This is a genomic window from Streptomyces sp. NPDC093071 (assembly GCF_044754545.1).
Classification (GTDB): Bacteria; Actinomycetota; Actinomycetes; order Streptomycetales; family Streptomycetaceae; genus Streptomyces.
Genome location: NZ_JBIVPH010000006.1, coordinates 333,391 through 353,906, shown reverse-complemented (window position 1 = coordinate 353,906; position 20,516 = coordinate 333,391). Strand labels below are relative to the sequence as shown.

Genomic DNA, 20,516 nt, shown 5'->3' with positions numbered 1-20,516 from the left:
GAGGAGTAGAAGTACGGCGTCTTCGCCGCGAACTCCGCCGCACAGGTGTCCACCGTCTTGTACACCGGCCGGACACCGAGGGCGTGCCGGACCTCGCGGACGACGTCCTCCCGCAGGCCACGGATCTCCGCGATCTGGGCGTCGGAGAAACCGTGGCGCTTGGCCTCGGCCAGGATCTCCGGGTCGAGCTTCTCGGCGGCGGCCAGCTCGTCGGCGATCTCCTTGATCAGGAAGAGCTGGTCCACGAACCACGGGTCGATCTTCGTCGCGTCGAAGACCTCGTCCGGGGTGGCACCCGCGCGGATGGACTGCATGACGGTGTTGATCCGGCCGTCGGTGGGACGGACGGATTCGCGCAGCAGCTCCGCCTTGTCGCCGGGCTCGCCCACGAAGGTGAACTGCGAGCCCTTCTTCTCCAGGGACCGCAGGGCCTTCTGGAGGGCCTCGGTGAAGTTCCGGCCGATCGCCATGGCCTCGCCGACCGACTTCATGGTCGTGGTCAGCGTGGAGTCGGCGGCGGGGAACTTCTCGAACGCGAAGCGGGGCGCCTTGACGACGACGTAGTCGAGGGTGGGCTCGAAGGACGCCGGGGTCTTCTCCGTGATGTCGTTCGGGATCTCGTCCAGCGTGTACCCCACGGCCAGACGGGCCGCGATCTTGGCGATCGGGAAACCCGTCGCCTTGGAGGCGAGCGCGGAGGAGCGGGAGACGCGGGGGTTCATCTCGATGACGATGATCCGGCCGTCGTCCGGGTTGACCGCGAACTGGATGTTGCAGCCGCCGGTGTCCACGCCGACCTCGCGGATGATCGCGATGCCGATGTCACGGAGGACCTGGTACTCGCGGTCGGTCAGCGTCATCGCCGGGGCGACGGTGATCGAGTCGCCGGTGTGGACGCCCATCGGGTCGAAGTTCTCGATGGAGCAGACGACCACGACGTTGTCGTTCTTGTCGCGCATCAGCTCCAGCTCGTACTCCTTCCAGCCGAGGATGGACTCCTCCAGGAGCACCTCGGTGGTGGGAGAGAGCGTCAGGCCCTGGCCGGCGATGCGGCGCAGCTCCTCCTCGTCGTGCGCGAAGCCGGAGCCGGCGCCGCCCATGGTGAAGGAGGGGCGGACGACGACGGGGTAGCCGCCGAGGGTGTCGACGCCCTTGATCACGTCGTCCATGGAGTGGCAGATGACCGAGCGGGCGGACTCGCCGTGCCCGATCTTGGCCTTGACGGCCTCCACGACGCCCTTGAACAGGTCGCGGTCCTCGCCCTTGTGGATGGCCTCGACGTTCGCGCCGATCAGCTCCACCCCGTACTTCTCCAGGACGCCCTGCTCGTGCATGGAGATCGCGGTGTTCAGCGCGGTCTGGCCGCCGAGGGTGGGCAGGAGGGCGTCGGGGCGCTCCTTGGCGATGATCTTCTCGACGAACTCGGGAGTGATCGGCTCGACGTACGTGGCGTCGGCGATCTCCGGGTCGGTCATGATCGTGGCCGGGTTGGAGTTGACCAGGATCACCCGCAGGCCTTCGGCCTTGAGGATGCGGCACGCCTGGGTGCCGGAGTAGTCGAACTCGGCGGCCTGGCCGATCACGATCGGGCCGGAGCCGATGACCAGGACGGACTGGATATCGGTGCGCTTAGGCACGCTCGGCCTCCATGAGGGATACGAAGCGGTCGAAGAGGTACGCGGCGTCGTGCGGGCCCGCTGCCGCCTCGGGGTGGTACTGGACCGAGAAGGCCGGCCGGTCGAGCAGCTGGAGGCCCTCCACGACGTTGTCGTTCAGACAGACGTGGGAGACCTCGGCGCGGCCGAAGGGGGTGTCGGAGACCTTGTCGAGGGGCGCGTCCACGGCGAAGCCGTGGTTGTGCGCGGTGACCTCGACCTTGCCGGTGGTGCGGTCCTGGACCGGCTGGTTGATGCCCCGGTGGCCGTACTTCAGCTTGTACGTGCCGAAGCCGAGCGCCCGGCCCAGGATCTGGTTGCCGAAGCAGATGCCGAAGAGCGGCGTCCCGCGCTCCAGGACGGCCCGCATGAGGGCGACGGGGCCGTCCGCGGTGGCCGGGTCGCCGGGGCCGTTGGAGAAGAACACTCCGTCGGGCTCGACGGCGTAGACGTCCTCGGCGGTGGCGGTGGCGGGCAGGACGTGGACCTCGATGCCGCGCTCGGCCATCCGGTGCGGGGTCATGCCCTTGATGCCGAGGTCGACAGCGGCGACGGTGAACTTCTTCTCGCCGACGGCGGGGACGACGTACGTCTCCTTGGTGGCGACCTCGGCGGAGAGGTTCGCGCCCTTCATCTCGGGCTGTGCCTTGACCTTGGCGAGCAGGGCCTCGTCGCGGACGCCGGTCCAGGCGTCGCCGGAGAAGATGCCGACGCGCATGGCGCCGCGCTCGCGCAGGTGGCGGGTGAGGGCGCGGGTGTCGACGCCGGAGATCCCGACGACGCCCTGGCGCTCCAGCTCCTCGTCGAGCGAGCGCTTCGCGCGCCAGTTGGAGGAGACGCGGGCGGGGTCGCGGACGACGTAGCCGGAGACCCAGATGCGGCCGGACTCGGGGTCCTCGTCGTTGACGCCGGTGTTGCCGACGTGCGGGGCGGTCATGACCACGACCTGGCGGTGGTACGACGGGTCGGTCAGGGTCTCCTGGTAGCCGGTCATGCCGGTGGAGAACACGGCCTCGCCGAAGGTCTCCCCCACGGCCCCGTAGGCGCGGCCGCGGAAGATCCGGCCGTCCTCCAGGACGAGTACGGCGGGAGTCTTGGCGGCTCCCCTGGTGGAGGTCGTCATCGTGCGATGCCTTCCGTTGCGCTGATCATGGAGTTGACGGTCTCGACCCAGGCGGTGTGTTCCGCCGCCCGGTCGGACCGGAAGCCGGAGTCGAGGAGGGTGCCGCCGTGCTCCCAGGTGACGATCAGGAGCCCGCCCTCGGCGAGGACCTTGCCGGCGATGCCCTTGTCGAGGCGTGCCTCGCGCAGGGCGTCGGCCGGGATGTGGAAGTCGTTCGCCCCGGGGCGGACGACCGTGATCCCGGCGTCGGTGAGCGTGAGCTCGACGCGGCTGCGGACGCCGAGTCCGTGGGCGACGATCCGGTCGAGCCACTGCCCGGCGGTCGTGGACCCGTGGTAGCGCCCGCTGAGGGTCAGTTTCGCCGCACCGGCCGTCTCCGGCGCGGCGGGCAGTGCGGGGAGGTCCGACTGGAGGCTGCCGCGCCACTTCCAGCCCTGGCGCATGAGCCAGTACACGAAGGCGATGAAGAGCAGCAGTCCGGCGACCCAGCCGATCCTTCCGGCCCAGTCGGTCACCTCCGCCGACTTCTGTTCGGCTGCCTCTGCGGCGATTGCGATGAGTGGTGTCACGCCAGCTTCCCGTCCACGACCGTTGCCCGGCCCCGCAGGAAGGTGTGGGTGACGCGTCCCGGCAGCTCGCGGCCCTCGTAGGGGGTGTTGCGGCTGCGGGAGGCGAAGTCCGCGGGGTCCACGACTCCACGGTAAGCCGGATCGACCAGGGTCAGGTTCGCGGGCTCACCAGCCGAGACGGGTCGTCCGTGGCCCTTGGCCCGGCCGATGCGGGCGGGGGCGAAGGACATCCGGTCGGCGACGCCGGCCCAGTCGAGGAGTCCGGTCTCGACCATCGTCTGCTGGACGACGGAGAGGGCGGTCTCCAGGCCGACCATGCCCATGGCGGCCGCGGCCCACTCGCAGTCCTTGTCCTCGTGCGGGTGCGGGGCGTGGTCGGTGGCGACGATGTCGATCGTGCCGTCGGCCAGCGCCTCGCGGAGCGCGAGGACGTCCTTCTCGGTGCGCAGCGGCGGGTTGACCTTGTAGACGGGGTTGTACGAGCGGACCAGCTCGTCCGTGAGGAGGAGGTGGTGCGGGGTGACCTCGGCGGTGACGTCGATGCCGCGGGACTTGGCCCAGCGGACGATCTCGACGGAGCCGGCGGTGGAGAGGTGGCAGATGTGGACGCGGGAGCCGACGTGCTCGGCGAGGAGGACGTCGCGGGCGATGATCGACTCCTCGGCGACGGCGGGCCAGCCGCCGAGGCCGAGCTCGGCGGAGACGACGCCCTCGTTCATCTGGGCGCCCTCGGTGAGGCGGGGCTCCTGGGCGTGCTGGGCGACGACGCCGCCGAAGGCCTTCACGTACTCCAGGGCGCGGCGCATGATCACGGCGTCGTCGACGCACTTGCCGTCGTCGGAGAAGACGGTGACGCCGGCGGCGGAGTCGTGCATGGCGCCGAGCTCGGCGAGCTTCTTGCCCTCCAGGCCGACGGTGACGGCGCCGATGGGCTGCACGTCGCAGTAGCCGTGCTCCTGGCCGAGCCGGTAGACCTGCTCGACGACGCCGGCGGTGTCGGCGACCGGGTGGGTGTTGGCCATGGCGAAGACGGAGGTGTAGCCGCCGGAGGCGGCGGCGCGGGTGCCGGTGAGGACGGTCTCGGAGTCCTCGCGGCCGGGCTCGCGCAGATGGGTGTGGAGGTCGACCAGGCCGGGGAGGAGGATCTGCCCGGCGGCCTCGATCACGGTCGCGCCCTCGGCGGAGAGCCCGCTTCCGACCTCGGCGACGGTCTCGCCGTCGATCAAGACGTCCTGGACCTCGCCGCCGAGTACCTTCGCGCCGCGGATAAGGATCTTGCTCATGGTTACTTGTTCTCCTCGGTGCGCGCGGCGGGGGTGGTGGTGACGGCGGGCTCGGAGCCGCCCAGGAGCAGGTAGAGCACGGCCATCCGGACGGAGACGCCGTTGGCGACCTGCTCGACGACCGTGCAGCGGTCGGAGTCGGCGACCTCGGCGGTGATCTCCATGCCGCGGACCATGGGGCCGGGGTGCATCACGATGGCGTGCTCGGGCATCTTCGCCATCCGCTCGCCGTCGAGCCCGTAGCGGCGCGAGTACTCGCGCTCGGTGGGGAAGAAGGCGGCGTTCATCCGCTCGCGCTGCACGCGCAGCATCATCACGGCGTCGGACTTGGGCAGCACGGCGTCGAGGTCGTACGAGATCTCGCAGGGCCAGGTCTCGACGCCGACGGGGACCAGGGTGGGCGGGGCCACCAGGGTGACCTCGGCGCCGAGGGTGTGCAGCAGGTCGACGTTGGAGCGGGCGACCCGGCTGTGCAGGACGTCGCCGACGAGGGTGATCCGCCTGCCGGCGAGGTCCTGGCCGAGTCCGGTGTCGCGGCCGACGAGGCGGCGGCGCATGGTGAAGGCGTCCAGGAGGGCCTGGGTGGGGTGCTGGTGGGTGCCGTCGCCGGCGTTGACGACGGGGGCGTCGATCCAGCCGGAGGTGGCGAGCCGGTACGGGGCGCCGGAGGCGCCGTGCCGGATGACGACCGCGTCGACGCCCATGGCCTCCAGGGTCTGGGCGGTGTCCTTGAGGGACTCGCCCTTGGAGACGCTGGAGCCCTTGGCCGCGAAGTTGATGACGTCGGCGGAGAGGCGCTTCTCGGCGGCCTCGAAGGAGATCCGGGTCCGGGTGGAGTCCTCGAAGAAGAGGTTGCAGATGGTGCGGCCGCGCAGGGTCGGCAGCTTCTTGATGGGCCGGTCGGCCACCCGGGCCATCTCCTCGGCGGTGTCGAGGATCAGTACGGCGTCGTCGCGGGTGAGGTCGGCGGCCGAGATGAGGTGACGCATCATCGGGGTTTCTCTCCGTGGTGGGGAGGCGTGAGGGCGTGCGGGGGCAGGGGGGTGCCCCGGCCCCGGCGGGGAAGCCGGTCCGGCTAGGAGGCGGCCTTGGAGCCGAGCAGGACGGTGTCGCGACCGTCTTCCTCGGCGAGCAGGACCTTGACCGTCTCCCGCAGCGACGTGGGGAGGTTCTTGCCGACGTAGTCGGCGCGGATGGGCAGCTCGCGGTGGCCGCGGTCGACGAGGACGGCGAGCTGCACGGCGCGGGGGCGGCCGATGTCGCCGAGGGCGTCGAGGGCGGCGCGGATGGTGCGGCCGGAGAAGAGGACGTCGTCGACGAGGACGACGAGGCGTCCGTCGATGCCGTCGGAGGGGATCTCGGTGCGGCCGATGGCGCGGGCGGGCTTCATCCGCAGGTCGTCCCGGTACATGGTGATGTCCAGGGAGCCGACCGGGACCTTGGTGCCGGTGATGGAGGCGAGCTTCTCGGCGAGCCGGCGGGCGAGGAAGACGCCGCGGGTGGGGATGCCGAGGAGGACCACGTCGTCGGCGCCCTTGGCGCGCTCGACGATCTCATGGGCGATGCGGGTGAGGACCCGCGCGATGTCGGGGCCTTCGAGAACGGGCCGCGCGTCGTCGCCGTACTGCTGCTGGGTGTCCAGCCGGGTGTCCATGGGAAACGGACCTCCTTCTCCGCCTCACGGGACGGTTCTTAAAGGACGTCGGATGTGCGCATCGATCCTAGCAGGGGTGGTGCGGGGTCTCACGCGCACCTCCGGCGCCCCTCCGGGCGCCGTCCCCCGGGCGGGGGCGGTACGGACCTTTCGGCTTGACGGGTGGGTGTAACGCTGCGTAACCTCACAGTGAGTTACCAGCCGCGCGGCGCAGCCGCATGTCGTCACAGCGTCCGGGAGCGTTATGTCCAGCGAATACGCAAAGCAGCTCGGGGCCAAACTCCGCGCCATCCGCACCCAGCAGGGTCTCTCCCTCCACGGGGTGGAGGAGAAGTCCCAGGGCCGCTGGAAGGCCGTGGTGGTCGGCTCGTACGAGCGGGGCGACCGCGCCGTGACCGTGCAGCGCCTCGCCGAGCTGGCGGACTTCTACGGGGTGCCGGTGCAGGAGCTCCTGCCGGGCACGACGCCGGGCGGGGCCGCCGAGCCGCCGCCGAAGCTGGTCCTGGACCTGGAGCGCCTGGCCCACGTCCCGCAGGAGAAGGCCGGCCCGCTCCAGCGCTACGCCGCGACGATCCAGTCGCAGCGCGGCGACTACAACGGCAAGGTGCTGTCGATCCGCCAGGACGACCTGCGCACCCTCGCCGTCATCTACGACCAGTCCCCCTCGGTCCTCACGGAGCAGCTGATCAGCTGGGGCGTGCTGGACGCGGACGCGCGCCGCGCGGTCGCCCACGAGGACAGCTGACCCCTTCGCAGGGCTCAGCAGAAACGTACCGCCGGATCCGTGGACGTCACCGACGTTCACGGATCTCGTGTTTTCCCGGCCCGTAGCCCGTACGGGCGTACGAGGCGCCCCCGGGCCCTCGAGGGGCCTCCGGGGAGCCCGGACAGACCGAAGGGGCCCGCAGCACCGGATGCTGCGGGCCCCTTCGACTGCCGGGGACGGGCGGGGCCTCAGGCCTCGACGTCCCGGCGCAGACGCGGCTTCAGGTCCTTGAAGCGCGCCAGGAGGCCGTTGACGAAGGCCGGCGACTCGTCGGTGGAGAACTCCTTGGCGAGCTGCACCGCCTCGTCGATCGCGACCGCGTCCGGGGTGCCGTCCTCCCAGATCAGCTCGTACGCGCCGAGGCGCACGATGTTCCGGTCGGCGACGGGCATCCGGTCGAGGTCCCAGTCCACCGCGTAGGTCGCGATGAGCTCGTCGATCCGCGCCACGCGGGACGCGTACCCCTCCACCAGCTGCATGGTGAACTCGTTGACCGGCGGCTGCCGGTCGTCCGACCGGGCGTGCCGGACCTGGTCCGCGAGGACCTCCTGGACGGAGGCGCCGCGCTGGTCGGCCTCGAAGAGGATCTGGAAGGCGCGCTTGCGGGCCTTGCTCCGAGCGGCCACGGTTAGTCGTTCACCCGGCCGAGGTAGTCGCTGCTGCGCGTGTCGACCTTGATCTTCTCACCGGTGGTGATGAAGAGCGGGACCTGGATCTCGTGGCCGGTCTCCAGCGTGGCGGGCTTGGTGCCGCCGGTGGAGCGGTCGCCCTGGACGCCCGGGTCGGTGTGCTGGATCGTCAGGACGACGGCGGCCGGGAGCTCGACGTAGAGCACCTCGCCCTCGTGCTGCGCGACGGAGGCGGTGAAGCCCTCGATCAGGAAGTTCGCGGCGTCGCCGACGGCCTTGCGGTCGACGTGCAGCTGGTCGTACGTCTCCATGTCCATGAAGACGAAGTAGTCGCCGTCCATGTAGGAGAACTGCATGTCACGACGGTCGATGGTGGCCGTCTCGACCTTGACGCCCGCGTTGAAGGTCTTGTCGACGACCTTGCCGGACAGCACGTTCTTGAGCTTGGTGCGCACGAAGGCCGGGCCCTTGCCGGGCTTGACGTGCTGGAACTCGACGACGGACCAGAGCTGGCCGCCTTCGAGCTTGAGCACCATGCCGTTCTTGAGGTCGTTCGTGGAAGCCACGGTTGCGGAATCTCCTGGACTCTGGACTGACGTGGGACCGGGGAGGCGTGCGCGCCCTACAGCGCGAGCAGCTCCTTGGTCGTGATGGTGAGTAGCTCGGGTCCGCCGTCCGCCTCCTGGCGCACGACGAGCGTGTCATCGATCCGGACACCGCCCCGGCCCGGGAGGTGGACCCCCGGTTCGACGGTGACCGGCACACAAGCGTCCAGTTTACCCATGGCCGAGGGTGACAACTGCGGGTCCTCGTCGATTTCGAGCCCCACACCGTGCCCGGTGAGCGGCACGGCGGCCTCCGCGTGCCCCGCCGCCTTCAGGATCCGGCGGGCCGCCCGGTCCACGTCCCGGTACTCGGCGCCGGGCACCAGGGACTCCCGCCCGGCCCGCTGAGCGGCGAAGACGAGTTCGTACAGCTCGATCTGCCACTCGGCGGGGGTGGTGCCGATGACGAAGGTGCGGCCGATCTCGCACCGGTAGCCGCGGTAGTCGGCGCCGAGGCAGACGGAGAGGAAATCGCCCTCCTCGACCCGGCGGTCGGTGGGCCGGTGCCCCCGGCGGCCGGAGTGCGGCCCGGTCGCGACCGAGGTGGGGAAGGCGGCCCCGTCGGCGCCGTGGTCGACGAGCCGGCGCTCCAGCTCCAGGGCGAGGTGCCGCTCGGTCCGTCCCACCAGGATGGATTCGAGGAGTTCGCCGAGGGCCTGGTCGGTGATCTCGGCGGCGATCCTGAGGCAGGCGATCTCGTCCTCGTCCTTGACGATCCTGAGCTGCTCCACGGCGCAGTCCAGATCGGTGAGGCGGGGCGCGGCCGCGACGGTGCCCATGGCCCGGTGCCGGGCCACCGTCAGGTGGTGCTCCTCGACGGCGAGGGCGTCGGCGCCCGCCCGGCGGGCGAGGTCGACGGCCGCGACGGCCGGGTCCCCTCCCCCGGTGGGCAGGACCTGCTGCCGGAGCAGTTCGTCGAGCCGTCCGTCGGCCGGTTCGCCCCCGGGCGGGACGGGGCAGAGCAGGACGTCCGCCTCCGGTTCGGGGCCGACGAGCAGGACGGCGCCCGGCGGGGAGCCGCCCGCGAGATAGCGGACGTTGGCGGGGCGGGAGACCAGGGCCGCCGGGCTGCCCGCGGCCGCGCACCGGTCGCGCAGCCGTACACGGCGGTCCGCATACACCTCTGACATGCTCCGAGCCTACGAGGAGCGGGCCGCCCCGGCCTGTTCGGGACGGCCGACCGGGCGGGCCCGCACGCCCGGGTCCCACGGGCACGGCCTCACCAGGAGGGCGGGCTCGCGATCGCGCGGGCGAGGACGTCGTCGAGGACGCGGGCGGTGGTCTCGACGTCGTACGTGGAGTTGTCGATGATCGGCAGGCCCGAGCCGTACCAGCCGGCCATCCGGCCGTGGATGGCGGCGACCTCCTCGTCCGAGAGGCGCCGGTTGCCGCTGCGCTCGGCGTTGCGCTCCAGGACGACCTCCAGGCCGGGCAGGAGGACGACGGGCAGCAGGCCGGGGCCGACGTGCCGCTTCCAGCCGCCGAGGCCGACGACGGGCCGGTCGGGGAAGACGGCGTCGTCGACGATGCAGGAGATGCCGTTGGCGAGGAAGTTGCGCGCGGCGAAGCCGCAGGTGCGGCGGGCGAGCCGGTACTGCGCCTCGGAGTGCTCGTTCCATCCGGACTGCGGGTCGGCGAAGCCGGAGCAGACCCACTCGCGGACGTCGTCGAGGCTGATGTGCGCGGTGGGCACGCGGCGGCGCCGCGCCCAGTGCCGGGCGACGGTCGTCTTGCCCGCGCCGGCGGGGCCGATGAGCAGCACGGCCAGGGTCGCGCCGCCGGTCCCGGCCCCGTGCTCGGCGGGCGGGGCGAGGGGCGCGACCGGGGGCGGCAGCGGGACCTGCCCGGTGGGTTCGGCCCGGTGGAGCGGCGGGGCGGTGGGGTAGTGGGGGGCGGCCGGGCCCTGGGACGCGCCCTGGGAAGAGGGCCGGGGAGCCGGGGGGCGCCCGGGTATGCCGCCGGAGCCGCCCGCGCTCCACCCCGGGGTCCCCTGCCCGGTGGGCGCCGGGTGCGGGGGCGCCGCGGGCGGCGGCGGGGCCGGGTGCCGGGGCGCGGACGTCCCGCCGGGGACGGCCGGGTGGACGCCGAGGCGGGAGCCGGCGCCCGGCGTCGCGCCCGGTGCCGGGTGTACGGGCGGCGGGCCGCCCCGGTCGGCGTCCCCCGCCGCGGGAACGGGGCCGGGCGCCCCGCCCGGCCGCTCGTGCGGTGGCAGCGGGCCCCCCACTGCGTGCTGCATCCGGTGCCACTCCGTCTCGTACGCCTGTTGTCACCCGGGACCGGTCGTGTACCCGGACGGCGGAACGTTACCGCTCCCGAGCGCCCCCGCTCCCACGGGGGGAACGGTCGGGGGCGCTTCCTGGTGCCCCGTCAGCCGGACAGCTCCTCGGCGAGCGCCCGCAGCGCCAGCCGGTAGGAGCCGATGCCGAACCCGGCGACCGTCCCGGTCGCCACGGCCGCGATCACCGAGGTGTGCCGGAACTCCTCGCGGGCGTACGGGTTCGAGATGTGCACCTCGATCAGCGGCGCGGTCCGCTGGGCGGCCGCGTCCCGCATCCCGTACGAGTAGTGCGTGAACGCGCCGGGGTTGATCACGACCGGGACCGAGCCGTCCGCCGCCTCGTGGAGCCAGCGGATCATCTCGCCCTCGTCGTTGGTCTCCCGCACCTCGACGTCGAAGCCGAGCTCCGCGCCGAGGGCGCGGCAGGACTCGACGAGCCCCTTGTAGGAGGTGGCGCCGTAGATGTCGGGCTCGCGGGAGCCGAGGCGGCCCAGGTTGGGGCCGTTGAGCACCAGTACCGGACGCGGCTCGCTCACGCCGACACCTCGCCGTACGCCGCGATCAGGACGGCCGGGTCGGGGCCCTCCAGGACGGTGGGCTTGGCGAGCCCGTCGAGCACGATGAACCGCAGCAGGTCGCCGCGGGACTTCTTGTCGACCTTCATGGTCTCCAGGAGCTTGGGCCACTGGTCGCCGCGGTAGCTGAGCGGCAGGCCGACGGACTCCAGGATCGCGCGGTGCCGGTCGGCGGTGGCGTCGTCCAGGCGTCCGGCGAGCCGGCCGAGTTCGGCGGCGAAGACCATGCCGACGGAGACGGCGGCGCCGTGGCGCCACTTGTAGCGCTCGTTCTTCTCGATGGCGTGGGCGAGGGTGTGGCCGTAGTTGAGGATCTCGCGGCGGCCGGACTCCTTGAGGTCCCCGGAGACGACCTCGGCCTTGACCTTGATCGAGCGGACGAGCAGCTCGGCGGTGTGCGGTCCGGCCGGGGTGCGGGCCGCCTGCGGGTCCTCCTCGATGAGGTCGAGGATCACCGGGTCGACGATGAAGCCGGCCTTGATGATCTCCGCGAGGCCGCTGACGTAGTCGTGGACCGGGAGCGAGTCGAGGGCCGCGAGGTCGCAGATGACCCCGGCGGGCGGGTGGAAGGCGCCGACGAGGTTCTTGCCCTCGGCGGTGTTGATGCCCGTCTTGCCGCCGACGGCCGCGTCGACCATCGCCAGGACCGTGGTCGGCACGGCGATCCAGCGCACGCCCCGCAGCCAGGTCGCGGCGACGAAGCCGGCCAGGTCGGTGGTGGCGCCGCCGCCGACGCCGACGACGACGTCGGTGCGGGTGAAGCCGGTCTGGCCCAGGGCCTTCCAGCAGTAGGCGGCGACCTCGGCGGTCTTGGCCTCCTCGGCGTTCGGCACCTGGATGGCGACCGCCTCGTAGCCCTGGTCGGCGAGGTCGGCGCGCAGGGCCTCGCCGGTGTCGGCGAGCGCCTCGGGGTGGATCACGGCGACCCGCTTGGCCCGGTCGCCGATCAGGCCGGGCAGCTCGCCGAGGAGCTGCCGGCCGACCAGTACCTCGTACGGCTCCGTGCCCGCGCTGCCGGCCACGTGGATGCGGGTCACGTCCTGGTCCGTCGTCATGCGTCCTTCTCGATTTCCAGTGCCGAGAGGACCGCGTCCGCGACCTCTTCGGGGGTGCGGTCGTCGGTGGTGACGACGGCCCGGGCGACTTCGGTGTAGAGGTGGCGGCGCGCCTCCATCAGCTCGCGCCACTGGCGGCGCGGGTTGACGGCGAGCAGCGGCCGGGCGGCGCCGAGGCCGACGCGGCGGACCGCCTCCTCGACGTCCATGGAGAGGTACGCGACGGGCAGTCCGGCGAGCAGGGTGCGGGTGCCGGCGTCGAGGACCGCGCCGCCGCCGAGGGCGAGGACGCCCTCGTGCTCGGCGACGGCCCGGGCGACGGCGTCCCGCTCCAGGGCGCGGAAGCGCTCCTCGCCGTCCTCGACGAAGATGTCGGAGATCTCGCGTCCCTCGGCGGCGACGATGTCGGCGTCGGTGTCCCGGTAGGGCGCGCCCAGCCTCTCGGCCAGGAGCGCGCCCACCGTGGACTTGCCGGACCCCATCGGTCCGACGAGGACGACCAGGGGACCGGCGGTCACCGGATGTGCAGGTTGTCGAGGTACGACCGGACGTTGCGCCGGGTCTCGGGGACGCTGTCGCCGCCGAACTTCTCCAGGACGGCGTCCGCGAGGACGAGCGCGACCATGGCCTCGGCGACGATGCCGGCGGCGGGGACGGCGCAGACGTCGGAGCGCTGGTGGTGGGCGACGGTGGCCTCGCCGGTGACGACGTCGACGGTGGCGAGGGCGCGCGGGACGGTCGCGATCGGCTTCATCGCGGCGCGGACGCGCAGCAGTTCGCCGGTGGTGAGGCCGCCCTCGGTGCCGCCGGAGCGGCCGGAGGAGCGCTTGATGCCCTCGTCGGTGCGGACGATCTCGTCGTGGGCCTTGGAGCCGGGCACGCGGGCGAGCTCGAAGCCGTCGCCGACCTCGACGCCCTTGATGGCCTGGATGCCCATGAGGGCGGCGGCGAGGCGGGCGTCGAGGCGCCGGTCCCAGTGGACGTGCGAGCCGAGGCCGACGGGCACGCCGTAGGCGAGGACCTCGACGACGCCGCCGAGGGTGTCGCCGTCCTTGTGGGCCTGGTCGATCTCGGCGACCATCGCCTTCGACGCGTCGGCGTCGAGGCAGCGGACCGGGTCGGCGTCGAGCCTCTCGACATCGGCGGGGGTCGGGTAGACGCCGTAGGGGGCCTTGGCGGCGGCCAGCTCGACCACGTGCGAGACGATCTCGATGCCCGCGGCCTCCTTGAGGAAGGAGCGGGCGACGGCGCCGAGGGCGACGCGGGCGGCGGTCTCGCGGGCGCTGGCGCGCTCCAGGACCGGCCGGGCCTCGTCGAAGCCGTACTTCTGCATACCGGCGAGGTCCGCGTGGCCGGGGCGGGGCCGGGTCAGGGGCGCGTTGCGGCCCGTCTCCTTGAGCTCCGAGGGGTCGACCGGGTCGGCCGACATGACCTTCTCCCACTTGGGCCACTCGGTGTTGCCGACCATGACGGCGATCGGGGATCCGAGGGAGAGCCCGTGCCGGACGCCGCCGAGGAAGGTGATCTCGTCCTGCTCGAACTTCATCCGGGCGCCGCGCCCGTAGCCGAGGCGTCGCCGCGCGAGGTGGTCCGCCACCAGCTCCGTGGTGACCGGGACGCCGGCGGGCAGACCCTCAAGGGTCGCGACCAGCGCGGGTCCGTGGGATTCCCCAGCCGTCAGCCAACGCAACCTGCTCAACGATGCTCCTCATGCTCGCGCCTGGCACTGCGACGGCGCGCCCGGGTGCGCGGCCCTGGCCCGCCACCCCCGATCCTCCCACGTCCGGAGCGCCCCCTTGGACGCCTGTCCAGCTACCGGACGGGAGTCTCAGCTCCCGGGACGGTTTCCCCGCCGCCGGAGGCGGCCGCGGACTTGTTCCGCAGCCAGGAGACGAAGCCGGACACGGCTGCCGAGCCGCCGAGCCCGAGCACGGTGTACCGCACCCAGGCGGGCAGGTCGCTGAAGAACCCCACGTACAGAAAGCGCAGCACGTCGAAGGCCGTGTCCCACTTGGACGCCAGCAGCATGTCCCCGTATCCCCCCGTCCGGCGCCGGCCGGTCCCGGGCGCCGACGGGAGCCTATCGGGCGGCCAGTGCCCGCTCCCCCGCCGCCCGCATGGCCGCGAGCGGTGCCTGCGGGACGCCCGTCATCCGTTCCACCTGGAGGACGGCCTGGTGGACGAGGAGGTCGAGGCCGCCGACGACCTTGCCGCCCCGGTCGGACCAGGCGGCGGCCAGCGGGGTGGGCCAGGGGTCGTAGAGGACGTCGAAGAGGGTGCCGACGCGGTCGGGGACGGCGGTGGCCAGGGCGTTCGTCGTACCGGCGGGGGTGGTCGCGATCACCAGCGGGGCCTCGAAGGCCTCCGCCGCGCGCTCCCAGTCGGCGGTGCGCACGTCCACGCCGAGCCGCTCGCCCCAGCCGCGCATCTCCTCGGCCCGCGCCTCGCTCCGCACGTACGCGGTGACGGGTCCCGCGCAGATCAGGGCGAGGGCGGCGAGCGCGGAGGAGGCGGTGGCGCCGGCGCCGAGGACGGCGGCGGCCTCCACCTTCTCGACGCCGCGCTCGCGCAGGGCGGCGATCATGCCGGGGACGTCGGTGTTGTCGCCGACCCGCCGTCCGTCCTCGCGGAAGACGACGGTGTTGACGGCCTCCACGGACGCGGCCGTGTCGCTGACCTCGTCGAGCAGCGGGATGATCGCCCGCTTGAGCGGCATGGTCAGCGAGAGCCCGGCCCAGCTGCCGTCCAGCTCGCCCACGAACCCCGGCAGCGCCGCCTCGTCGACCTCGAAGCGCTCGTATGACCAGTGGTCGAGACCGAGTTCGGCGTACGCGGCGCGGTGCAGGACCGGGGAGAGGGAGTGGGCGATCGGCGATCCCAGGACCGCCGCGCGGTGTCGCTTGCTCACTGCCCCTGCTTCCGCTGCTTCTCGTACTCCGCGACGTTCCGGTTGTGTTCCTCGTTCGTCACGGAGAAGACGGTCTTGTCCTCGTTGATCGAGACGAAGTAGTACCACGGACCGGCCGCGGGTTTGATCGCGGACTGGAGCGCCTCCATGCCCGGGTTGCTGATGGGCCCGGGGACGAGCCCGGTCACCTTGTACGTGTTGTACGGGTCGTCGATCTTGCGCATGGCGTCGACCGTGCCGACGTCGAGGGTGCTCTGCCCTCTGAGGTAGTTCACCGTCGAGTCGAACTCCAGACGGCCCACGGTCTCCGTGTTGCCGGGCTTGAGCCGGTTGTAGACCACGCGCGCGACCTTGTCGAAGTCGTGCTTGTACTTGCCCTCGACCTGCACGAGGCTCGCCACCGTCAGCAGCTCCCAGGGCCCCTTGAGGCCGACCGCACTCGCCTTCGCGTCCAGGTCCAGCTTGCCGTACTCCTGGTTCGCGCGGGTCACCATCCTGCGCAGGGCGTCCTCGGGCTTGCTGCCCTTCGCGACCGGGTAGCTCGCCGGGAAGAGGAATCCTTCCAGCGGGTCCTTGATGTCGGGGTGCTTCTTGGCCCACTCGGGCAGGCCCAGGGAGTCCGCCTTCGCGAGCGCGATCTCCTTGGTGGTGCCGGGCTTGAGGTCGAGGCGCTGGTCGAGCGTCTCGTAGACCCAGGCGTTCCGCTTGCCCTCGGGGATGATGAGGTTGGCCTGGCTCGCCGGGTCGAGCATCAGCTTGACCGCGCTCTCCGCCGACATCTCCTTCTTCAGCGTGTAGACGCCGGCCTGGATGGACTGGCCCTTGGGGTCCTTCAGCTGGGCCGAGGTGAAGGCGTCGACGCTCTTGACGACGCCGGCCTTCTTCAGGATGTTGCCGATGTCGGAGCCGTACGCGCCCTTGGGGATCTCGACCTGGACCTCGCCGCTGCCGGTGCCCGCGAAGTCCGGGACCTCGGCGAACCGGCCCTGCCAGAACTGGTAGCCGAAGTAGCCGACGCCGCCGACGCCGCCCACCAGGACGACGGCGACGACGAGGCAGGCCACGCCGTTCTTGCCCTTGCGCTTCTTGTCCCTGCCGCGCCGGTCGCGGTCGTCGCCGCGGGAGCCCCGGCCGCGCGCCGGCTCCTCGTCGTACGCGTCGTCGTGGTCGTCGTCCCGGCCGCCCTTCCCGCCGCGGCCGGCGTCGCCGTCGTCCTCGCCGGTGAAGAAGGGGTGGTTCTCCTCGTCCGGCCCGGATTCCCGGCGGGCCTCCTCCTCCGGGGCCCAGTCGATCACCGGCTCCGGCGGGTTCTGCCGGTGGCCGGGGGGCCGGGGCGGCGGATAGGCCTCGGGCGTGCCGTACAGGTCCGGGTTCTGGCCGCCGTACGGATCGGCCGGGGGCGCGCCGTAGGCCATCGCCGCCTGGCCGGACTCCCAGGTGCCGTCGTACTGCTGTCCGAGGTGTCCGGGCGTGTCGTAACCGCCCTGGTGGCCGGTCCCGTACTGCTGTTGCTGCTGGTCGTACGGCTGCTGCTGCTGGTACTGCGGCTGGTAGTGCTGCTGCTGGTACTGCGGATCGGCGTAGCCCTGCGGCTGCTGTTGCCGCGGGTACTGCTGCCCGTAGGGGTCCTGGTACCCCTGGCCGCCCTGCCCGTACGGGTCCTGGTAGCCGTGGCCGTCCTGGCCGTCCTGGCCGTCCTGGCCGTACTGGTCCGGCTGCTGCGGATGCGGGTACTGCTGCTGGCCCTCCCACCCCTGGTCCCCGTAGAGCGGGTCCCCGGGGTGCCACGGTTCGGAGCCCGGGCCCCGGCCATACTCAGTCATCGATCCCCAAACAGCCGCGAGGCTTCCGGACGATCCGCCTCTACGTAGTGCGGCAGCTGTTCGAACACCGCCGCATCGCGCGGAACGTTACCGTATCGCGATCAGATGACCACTTCGACGCCCTCGCCGGGAGGATTACCCGATACCCGTTCGGACTCAAGAGCGTTCTGAAGGATGATCACGGCGGCGGCCTGGTCGATGACCGCGCGGCCCTTCTTCGACTTCACCCCGGAGGCGCGCAGCCCCTGGGTGGCGGTGACGGTCGTCATCCGCTCGTCGACCAGCCGGACCGGCACCGGGGCGATGCCCTTCGCCATCTCGCGGGCGAAGGCGCGGACCTTGGTCGCGGCCGGGCCCTCCCGCCCGCTGAGCGAGCGGGGCAGGCCCACGACGACCTCGATCGGCTCGTACTCCCCGACGATCTGGCGGAGCCGCCGGTGGGCGGCCGGGACGTCGCGTCCCGGCACGGTCTCCACCGGCGTGGCGAGGACCCCGTCGGGGTCGCACGAGGCGACCCCGATCCGGGCGTCCCCGACGTCGACCGCGATGCGGCGGCCGCGGCGCATCGTCACGCCGTCTCCACCACGAGGCGCTCGACGGCGGCCATGGCCTCGCCGACGGCCTCCGGGTTCTGGCCGCCGCCCTGGGCGACGTCCGGCTTGCCGCCGCCACCGCCGCCGAGGGTCTTGGCGGCGGTGCGGACGAGCTCGCCGGCCTTGAGGCCGCGCTCGCGGGCGGCCTCGTTGGTGGCGATGACCGTCAGCGGCTTGCCGTTGACCGTGGTGAACAGGGCGACGACGGCCGGGCGGCCACCGGAGATCCGGCCGCGCACGTCCAGGACCAGCTTGCGCAGGTCGTCGGCGGTGGTGCCGTCCGGGACCTGACCGGTGACCAGGGCGACGCCGCGGATGTCGCGGGCGGAGTCGACGAGGCCGGCGGCGGCCTGGAGGACCTTCTCCGCGCGGAACTTCTCGATCTCCTTCTCGGCGTCCTTCAGCTTGCCGAGCATGGAGGAGATCTTCTCCGGCAGCTCCTCCGGGCGGCCCTTGACCAGCTCCTGGAGCTGGGCGACGACCGTGTGCTCCTTGGCGAGGAAGTGGTACGCGTCGACGCCGACGAGGGCCTCGATGCGGCGCACGCCGGAGCCGATGGAGGACTCGCCGAGCAGCTTCACCAGACCGAGCTGGGCGGTGTTGCGGACGTGGGTGCCGCCGCACAGCTCCTTGGAGAAGTCGCCGATGGTGACGACGCGGACCTGCTCGCCGTACTTCTCGCCGAACTCGGCGATGGCGCCCTGGCGCTTGGCCTCGTCGATCGGCATGACCTCGGCGTGGACCTCCAGCTCGTGCGAGAGGACCTCGTTGATCTTCTGCTCGACGTCGGTGAGGACCGTGCCGGGAACGGCGTTCGGCGAGCCGAAGTCGAAGCGGAAGCGGCCGGGCTGGTTCTCGGAACCGGCCTGGGCGGCCGTCGGGCCGAGGGCGTCGCGCAGGGCCTGGTGGGTGAGGTGGGTGGCCGAGTGGGCGCGGGCGATGGCCCGGCGGCGGCGCACGTCGATGGCGGCGTAGGCGGTGGCGCCCACGGTCACCTCGCCGACCTGCACGGAGCCCTTGTGCACCGAGACGCCCGGGACCGGCTGCTGGACGTCGCGGACGTCGATGACGGCTCCGCTGTGCAGCTTGATCCGGCCCTGGTCGGCGATCTGGCCGCCGCCCTCGGCGTAGAACGGGGTGCGGTCGAGGACGACCTCGACCTCGTCGCCCTCGGAGGCGGCCGGCGAGGGGACGCCGTTGACGAGGAGGCCGACGACCGTGCTCTCGCCCTCGGTGCTGGTGTAGCCGGTGAACTGGGTGGCGCCGCTGGTGTCGGCGATCTCCCGGTACGCGGTCATGTCGGCGTGACCGGTCTTCTTGGCCTTGGCGTCGGCCTTGGCGCGGTCCCGCTGCTCCTTCATCAGGCGGCGGAAGCCGTCCTCGTCCACGGAGAGGCCCTGCTCGGCGGCCATCTCCAGGGTGAGGTCGATCGGGAAGCCCCAGGTGTCGTGGAGCAGGAACGCCTTGTCGCCGGAGAGGACCGAGCCGCCGGAGGCCTTGGTCTCGGTGACGGCGGTGTCGAGGATGTTGGTGCCGCCGCGGAGGGCCTTGAGGAAGGCGGCCTCCTCGGCGAGGGCGACGGTCTCGATGCGCTTGCGGTCGGTGACCAGCTCGGGGTACTGCTCGCCCATCGTCGCGATCACGGTGTCGACGAGGTCCTGGACGACCGGACCGGTGGCGCCGAGCAGGCGCATGTTGCGAATGGCGCGGCGCATGATGCGGCGCAGCACGTAGCCGCGGCCCTCGTTGCCGGGGGTGACGCCGTCGCCGATGAGCATGACGGAGGTGCGCATGTGGTCGGCGACCACGCGGAGCGAGACGTCGCTCTCGTGGTTCGCGCCGTACCGGACGCCGGTCAGCTCGGTGGCCTTGTCGATGACGACCTTGAGGGTGTCCGTCTCGTACATGTTCTGGACGCCCTGGAGGATCATCGCCAGGCGCTCCAGGCCGAGGCCCGTGTCGATGTTCTTGGCGGGCAGGTCGCCGAGGATCGGGAAGTCCTCCTTGCCGGAGCCCTCCCCGCGCTCGTACTGCATGAAGACCAGGTTCCAGATCTCCACGTACCGCTCGTCGTTGACGGCCGGGCCGCCCTCGACACCGAACTCGGGGCCGCGGTCGTAGTTGATCTCGGAGCAGGGGCCGCAGGGGCCGGGGACGCCCATGGACCAGAAGTTGGGGCCCATGCCGAGGCGCTGGATGCGCTCGGCGGGGACGCCGACGACGTCGCGCCAGATGCGCTCGGCCTCGTCGTCCTGCTCGTAGACGGTGATCCAGAGCTTCTCCGGCTCAAGCCCGTAGCCGCCGTGCTCCACCGGGGTGGTCAGCAGCTCCCAGGCGAGCTTGATGGCGCCTTCCTTGAAGTAGTCGCCGAAGGAGAAGTTGCCGCACATCTGGAAGAACGTGCCGTGGCGGGTGGTCTTGCCGACCTCTTCGATGTCGGGGGTGCGCACGCACTTCTGCACGCTGGAGGCGCGCGAGAAGGGCGGCTTGACCTCGCCCAGGAAGTAGGGCTTGAAGGGCACCATGCCGGCGGGGACGAGCAGCAGAGTCGGGTCGTCCGCGATGAGCGACGCCGAAGGGACGACGGTGTGCCCGCGCTCCTCGAAGAAGCTCAGCCAGCGGCGGCGGATTTCAGCCGACTCCATCAGTGGTCCTCATTCCGGTTGTACGAACTCTTGGGAAGGGTGAAATACGAAGGCGGGGTGGGACCGAGGGCGGTCCTGCGGCGGGGCTCCGGAAGCTCCCGGCCCTGTGCCGCAGCGGGGTCGGCGGGGGCGTCGAGTCCGAGCGCCTCCCCCAGCTCGGCCTCCCGCTGGACCATGCCCGCCCTCACGTCGAGGGCGAAGTCCTTGAGCCGGTGGCCGGTTTCGACGGCCTTGTTCGCGGCCTGGGCCGCGAGGCTCTCGGGGGTCAGCTGCTTCAGCTTCCGGTTGACCTTGGCGGTGGCCCACACGCCGGCGGCTGCGCCGGCCGTGAACCAGAACGTGCGGCGGAACATCG

General features: G+C 72.1%; 21 protein-coding genes. 1 reads left to right on the top strand and 20 read right to left on the bottom strand.

Annotated features, from left to right (window positions below):
• The 6 genes from carB to pyrR all read right to left on the bottom strand — a co-directional run.
• Positions 1-1,637, bottom strand: a 1,637-nt coding sequence (gene carB / locus ACIQD7_RS24495) for a carbamoyl-phosphate synthase large subunit (protein ID WP_402444190.1), incomplete at its 3' end; no start/stop codon positions are given.
• On the bottom strand, positions 1,630-2,778 hold the full coding sequence (gene carA, locus ACIQD7_RS24490) for a glutamine-hydrolyzing carbamoyl-phosphate synthase small subunit (protein WP_402444188.1): 1,149 nt from the start codon (positions 2,776-2,778) through the stop codon (positions 1,630-1,632). The genes carA and carB, both read right to left, overlap by 8 nt.
• Positions 2,775-3,347 (bottom strand): hypothetical protein, encoded by a 573-nt coding sequence (locus ACIQD7_RS24485; RefSeq protein WP_163013762.1) that lies wholly within the window; start codon positions 3,345-3,347, stop codon positions 2,775-2,777. Before ACIQD7_RS24485 ends, carA begins: the two co-directional genes overlap by 4 nt.
• Positions 3,344-4,630: a dihydroorotase gene (locus tag ACIQD7_RS24480; protein WP_402444187.1), complete on the bottom strand. Its 1,287-nt coding sequence runs from the start codon at positions 4,628-4,630 to the stop codon at positions 3,344-3,346. Before ACIQD7_RS24480 ends, ACIQD7_RS24485 begins: the two co-directional genes overlap by 4 nt.
• 2 nt (positions 4,631-4,632) lie before the next feature.
• Positions 4,633-5,622, bottom strand: coding sequence for an aspartate carbamoyltransferase catalytic subunit (locus ACIQD7_RS24475; protein WP_121828868.1), 990 nt, complete (start codon positions 5,620-5,622; stop codon positions 4,633-4,635).
• An 83-nt stretch (positions 5,623-5,705) separates the two neighbouring features.
• A complete protein-coding gene (gene pyrR, locus ACIQD7_RS24470) occupies positions 5,706-6,284 on the bottom strand; it encodes a bifunctional pyr operon transcriptional regulator/uracil phosphoribosyltransferase PyrR (protein WP_121828869.1) in 579 nt (192 codons plus the stop codon).
• A gap of 244 nt (positions 6,285-6,528) precedes the next feature.
• Here pyrR and bldD point away from each other — a divergent pair, with 244 nt between their 5' ends.
• Positions 6,529-7,029 (top strand): transcriptional regulator BldD, encoded by a 501-nt coding sequence (gene bldD / locus ACIQD7_RS24465; RefSeq protein ID WP_030214967.1) that lies wholly within the window; start codon positions 6,529-6,531, stop codon positions 7,027-7,029.
• Between the two features lie 209 nt (positions 7,030-7,238).
• Here the strand turns inward: bldD and nusB are convergent, their stop codons facing one another.
• The 14 genes from nusB to ACIQD7_RS24395 all read right to left on the bottom strand — a co-directional run bounded on the left by nusB (position 7,239) and on the right by ACIQD7_RS24395 (position 20,514).
• Positions 7,239-7,676, bottom strand: a complete 438-nt coding sequence (gene nusB / locus ACIQD7_RS24460) for a transcription antitermination factor NusB (protein WP_121828870.1) — start codon at positions 7,674-7,676, stop codon at positions 7,239-7,241.
• Positions 7,677-7,678: 2 nt separating this feature from the next.
• Complete coding sequence (gene efp, locus ACIQD7_RS24455; protein ID WP_121828871.1) at positions 7,679-8,245, bottom strand: elongation factor P; 567 nt, start codon at positions 8,243-8,245, stop codon at positions 7,679-7,681.
• Between the two features lie 56 nt (positions 8,246-8,301).
• A complete protein-coding gene (locus ACIQD7_RS24450) occupies positions 8,302-9,414 on the bottom strand; it encodes an aminopeptidase P family protein (RefSeq protein WP_402444184.1) in 1,113 nt (370 codons plus the stop codon).
• A gap of 89 nt (positions 9,415-9,503) precedes the next feature.
• Positions 9,504-10,520: an AAA family ATPase gene (locus tag ACIQD7_RS24445; protein ID WP_402444182.1), complete on the bottom strand. Its 1,017-nt coding sequence runs from the start codon at positions 10,518-10,520 to the stop codon at positions 9,504-9,506.
• A gap of 131 nt (positions 10,521-10,651) precedes the next feature.
• Positions 10,652-11,098, bottom strand: a complete 447-nt coding sequence (aroQ, locus tag ACIQD7_RS24440; protein WP_351971675.1) for a type II 3-dehydroquinate dehydratase — start codon at positions 11,096-11,098, stop codon at positions 10,652-10,654.
• Positions 11,095-12,192 carry a 3-dehydroquinate synthase gene (aroB, locus tag ACIQD7_RS24435; protein WP_121832007.1) on the bottom strand — a complete coding sequence of 366 codons (1,098 nt, stop codon included), beginning with the start codon at positions 12,190-12,192 and terminating at the stop codon, positions 11,095-11,097. The genes aroQ and aroB overlap by 4 nt, the downstream gene beginning before the upstream one ends.
• On the bottom strand, positions 12,189-12,710 hold the full coding sequence (locus tag ACIQD7_RS24430) for a shikimate kinase (RefSeq protein ID WP_402444179.1): 522 nt from the start codon (positions 12,708-12,710) through the stop codon (positions 12,189-12,191). Before ACIQD7_RS24430 ends, aroB begins: the two co-directional genes overlap by 4 nt.
• A complete protein-coding gene (gene aroC, locus ACIQD7_RS24425) occupies positions 12,707-13,891 on the bottom strand; it encodes a chorismate synthase (protein WP_121832010.1) in 1,185 nt (394 codons plus the stop codon). The genes ACIQD7_RS24430 and aroC overlap by 4 nt, the downstream gene beginning before the upstream one ends.
• A gap of 113 nt (positions 13,892-14,004) precedes the next feature.
• Positions 14,005-14,220, bottom strand: a complete 216-nt coding sequence (locus tag ACIQD7_RS24420) for a hypothetical protein (protein ID WP_402444177.1) — start codon at positions 14,218-14,220, stop codon at positions 14,005-14,007.
• Positions 14,221-14,272: 52 nt separating this feature from the next.
• Positions 14,273-15,100 (bottom strand): shikimate dehydrogenase, encoded by an 828-nt coding sequence (locus ACIQD7_RS24415; protein WP_121832014.1) that lies wholly within the window; start codon positions 15,098-15,100, stop codon positions 14,273-14,275.
• Positions 15,097-16,923 carry an endolytic transglycosylase MltG gene (mltG, locus tag ACIQD7_RS24410; RefSeq protein WP_402444175.1) on the bottom strand — a complete coding sequence of 609 codons (1,827 nt, stop codon included), beginning with the start codon at positions 16,921-16,923 and terminating at the stop codon, positions 15,097-15,099. The genes ACIQD7_RS24415 and mltG overlap by 4 nt, the downstream gene beginning before the upstream one ends.
• A 101-nt stretch (positions 16,924-17,024) precedes the next feature.
• The gene (gene ruvX / locus ACIQD7_RS24405; RefSeq protein WP_121832018.1) at positions 17,025-17,489 is read right to left on the bottom strand and encodes a Holliday junction resolvase RuvX; all 465 of its coding nucleotides are present in this window, start codon (positions 17,487-17,489) and stop codon (positions 17,025-17,027) included.
• Between the two features lie 2 nt (positions 17,490-17,491).
• The gene (gene alaS, locus ACIQD7_RS24400; protein ID WP_402444174.1) at positions 17,492-20,161 is read right to left on the bottom strand and encodes an alanine--tRNA ligase; all 2,670 of its coding nucleotides are present in this window, start codon (positions 20,159-20,161) and stop codon (positions 17,492-17,494) included.
• Complete coding sequence (locus ACIQD7_RS24395; RefSeq protein WP_121832022.1) at positions 20,161-20,514, bottom strand: DUF6167 family protein; 354 nt, start codon at positions 20,512-20,514, stop codon at positions 20,161-20,163. Before ACIQD7_RS24395 ends, alaS begins: the two co-directional genes overlap by 1 nt.
• Positions 20,515-20,516: the final 2 nt, after the last annotated feature.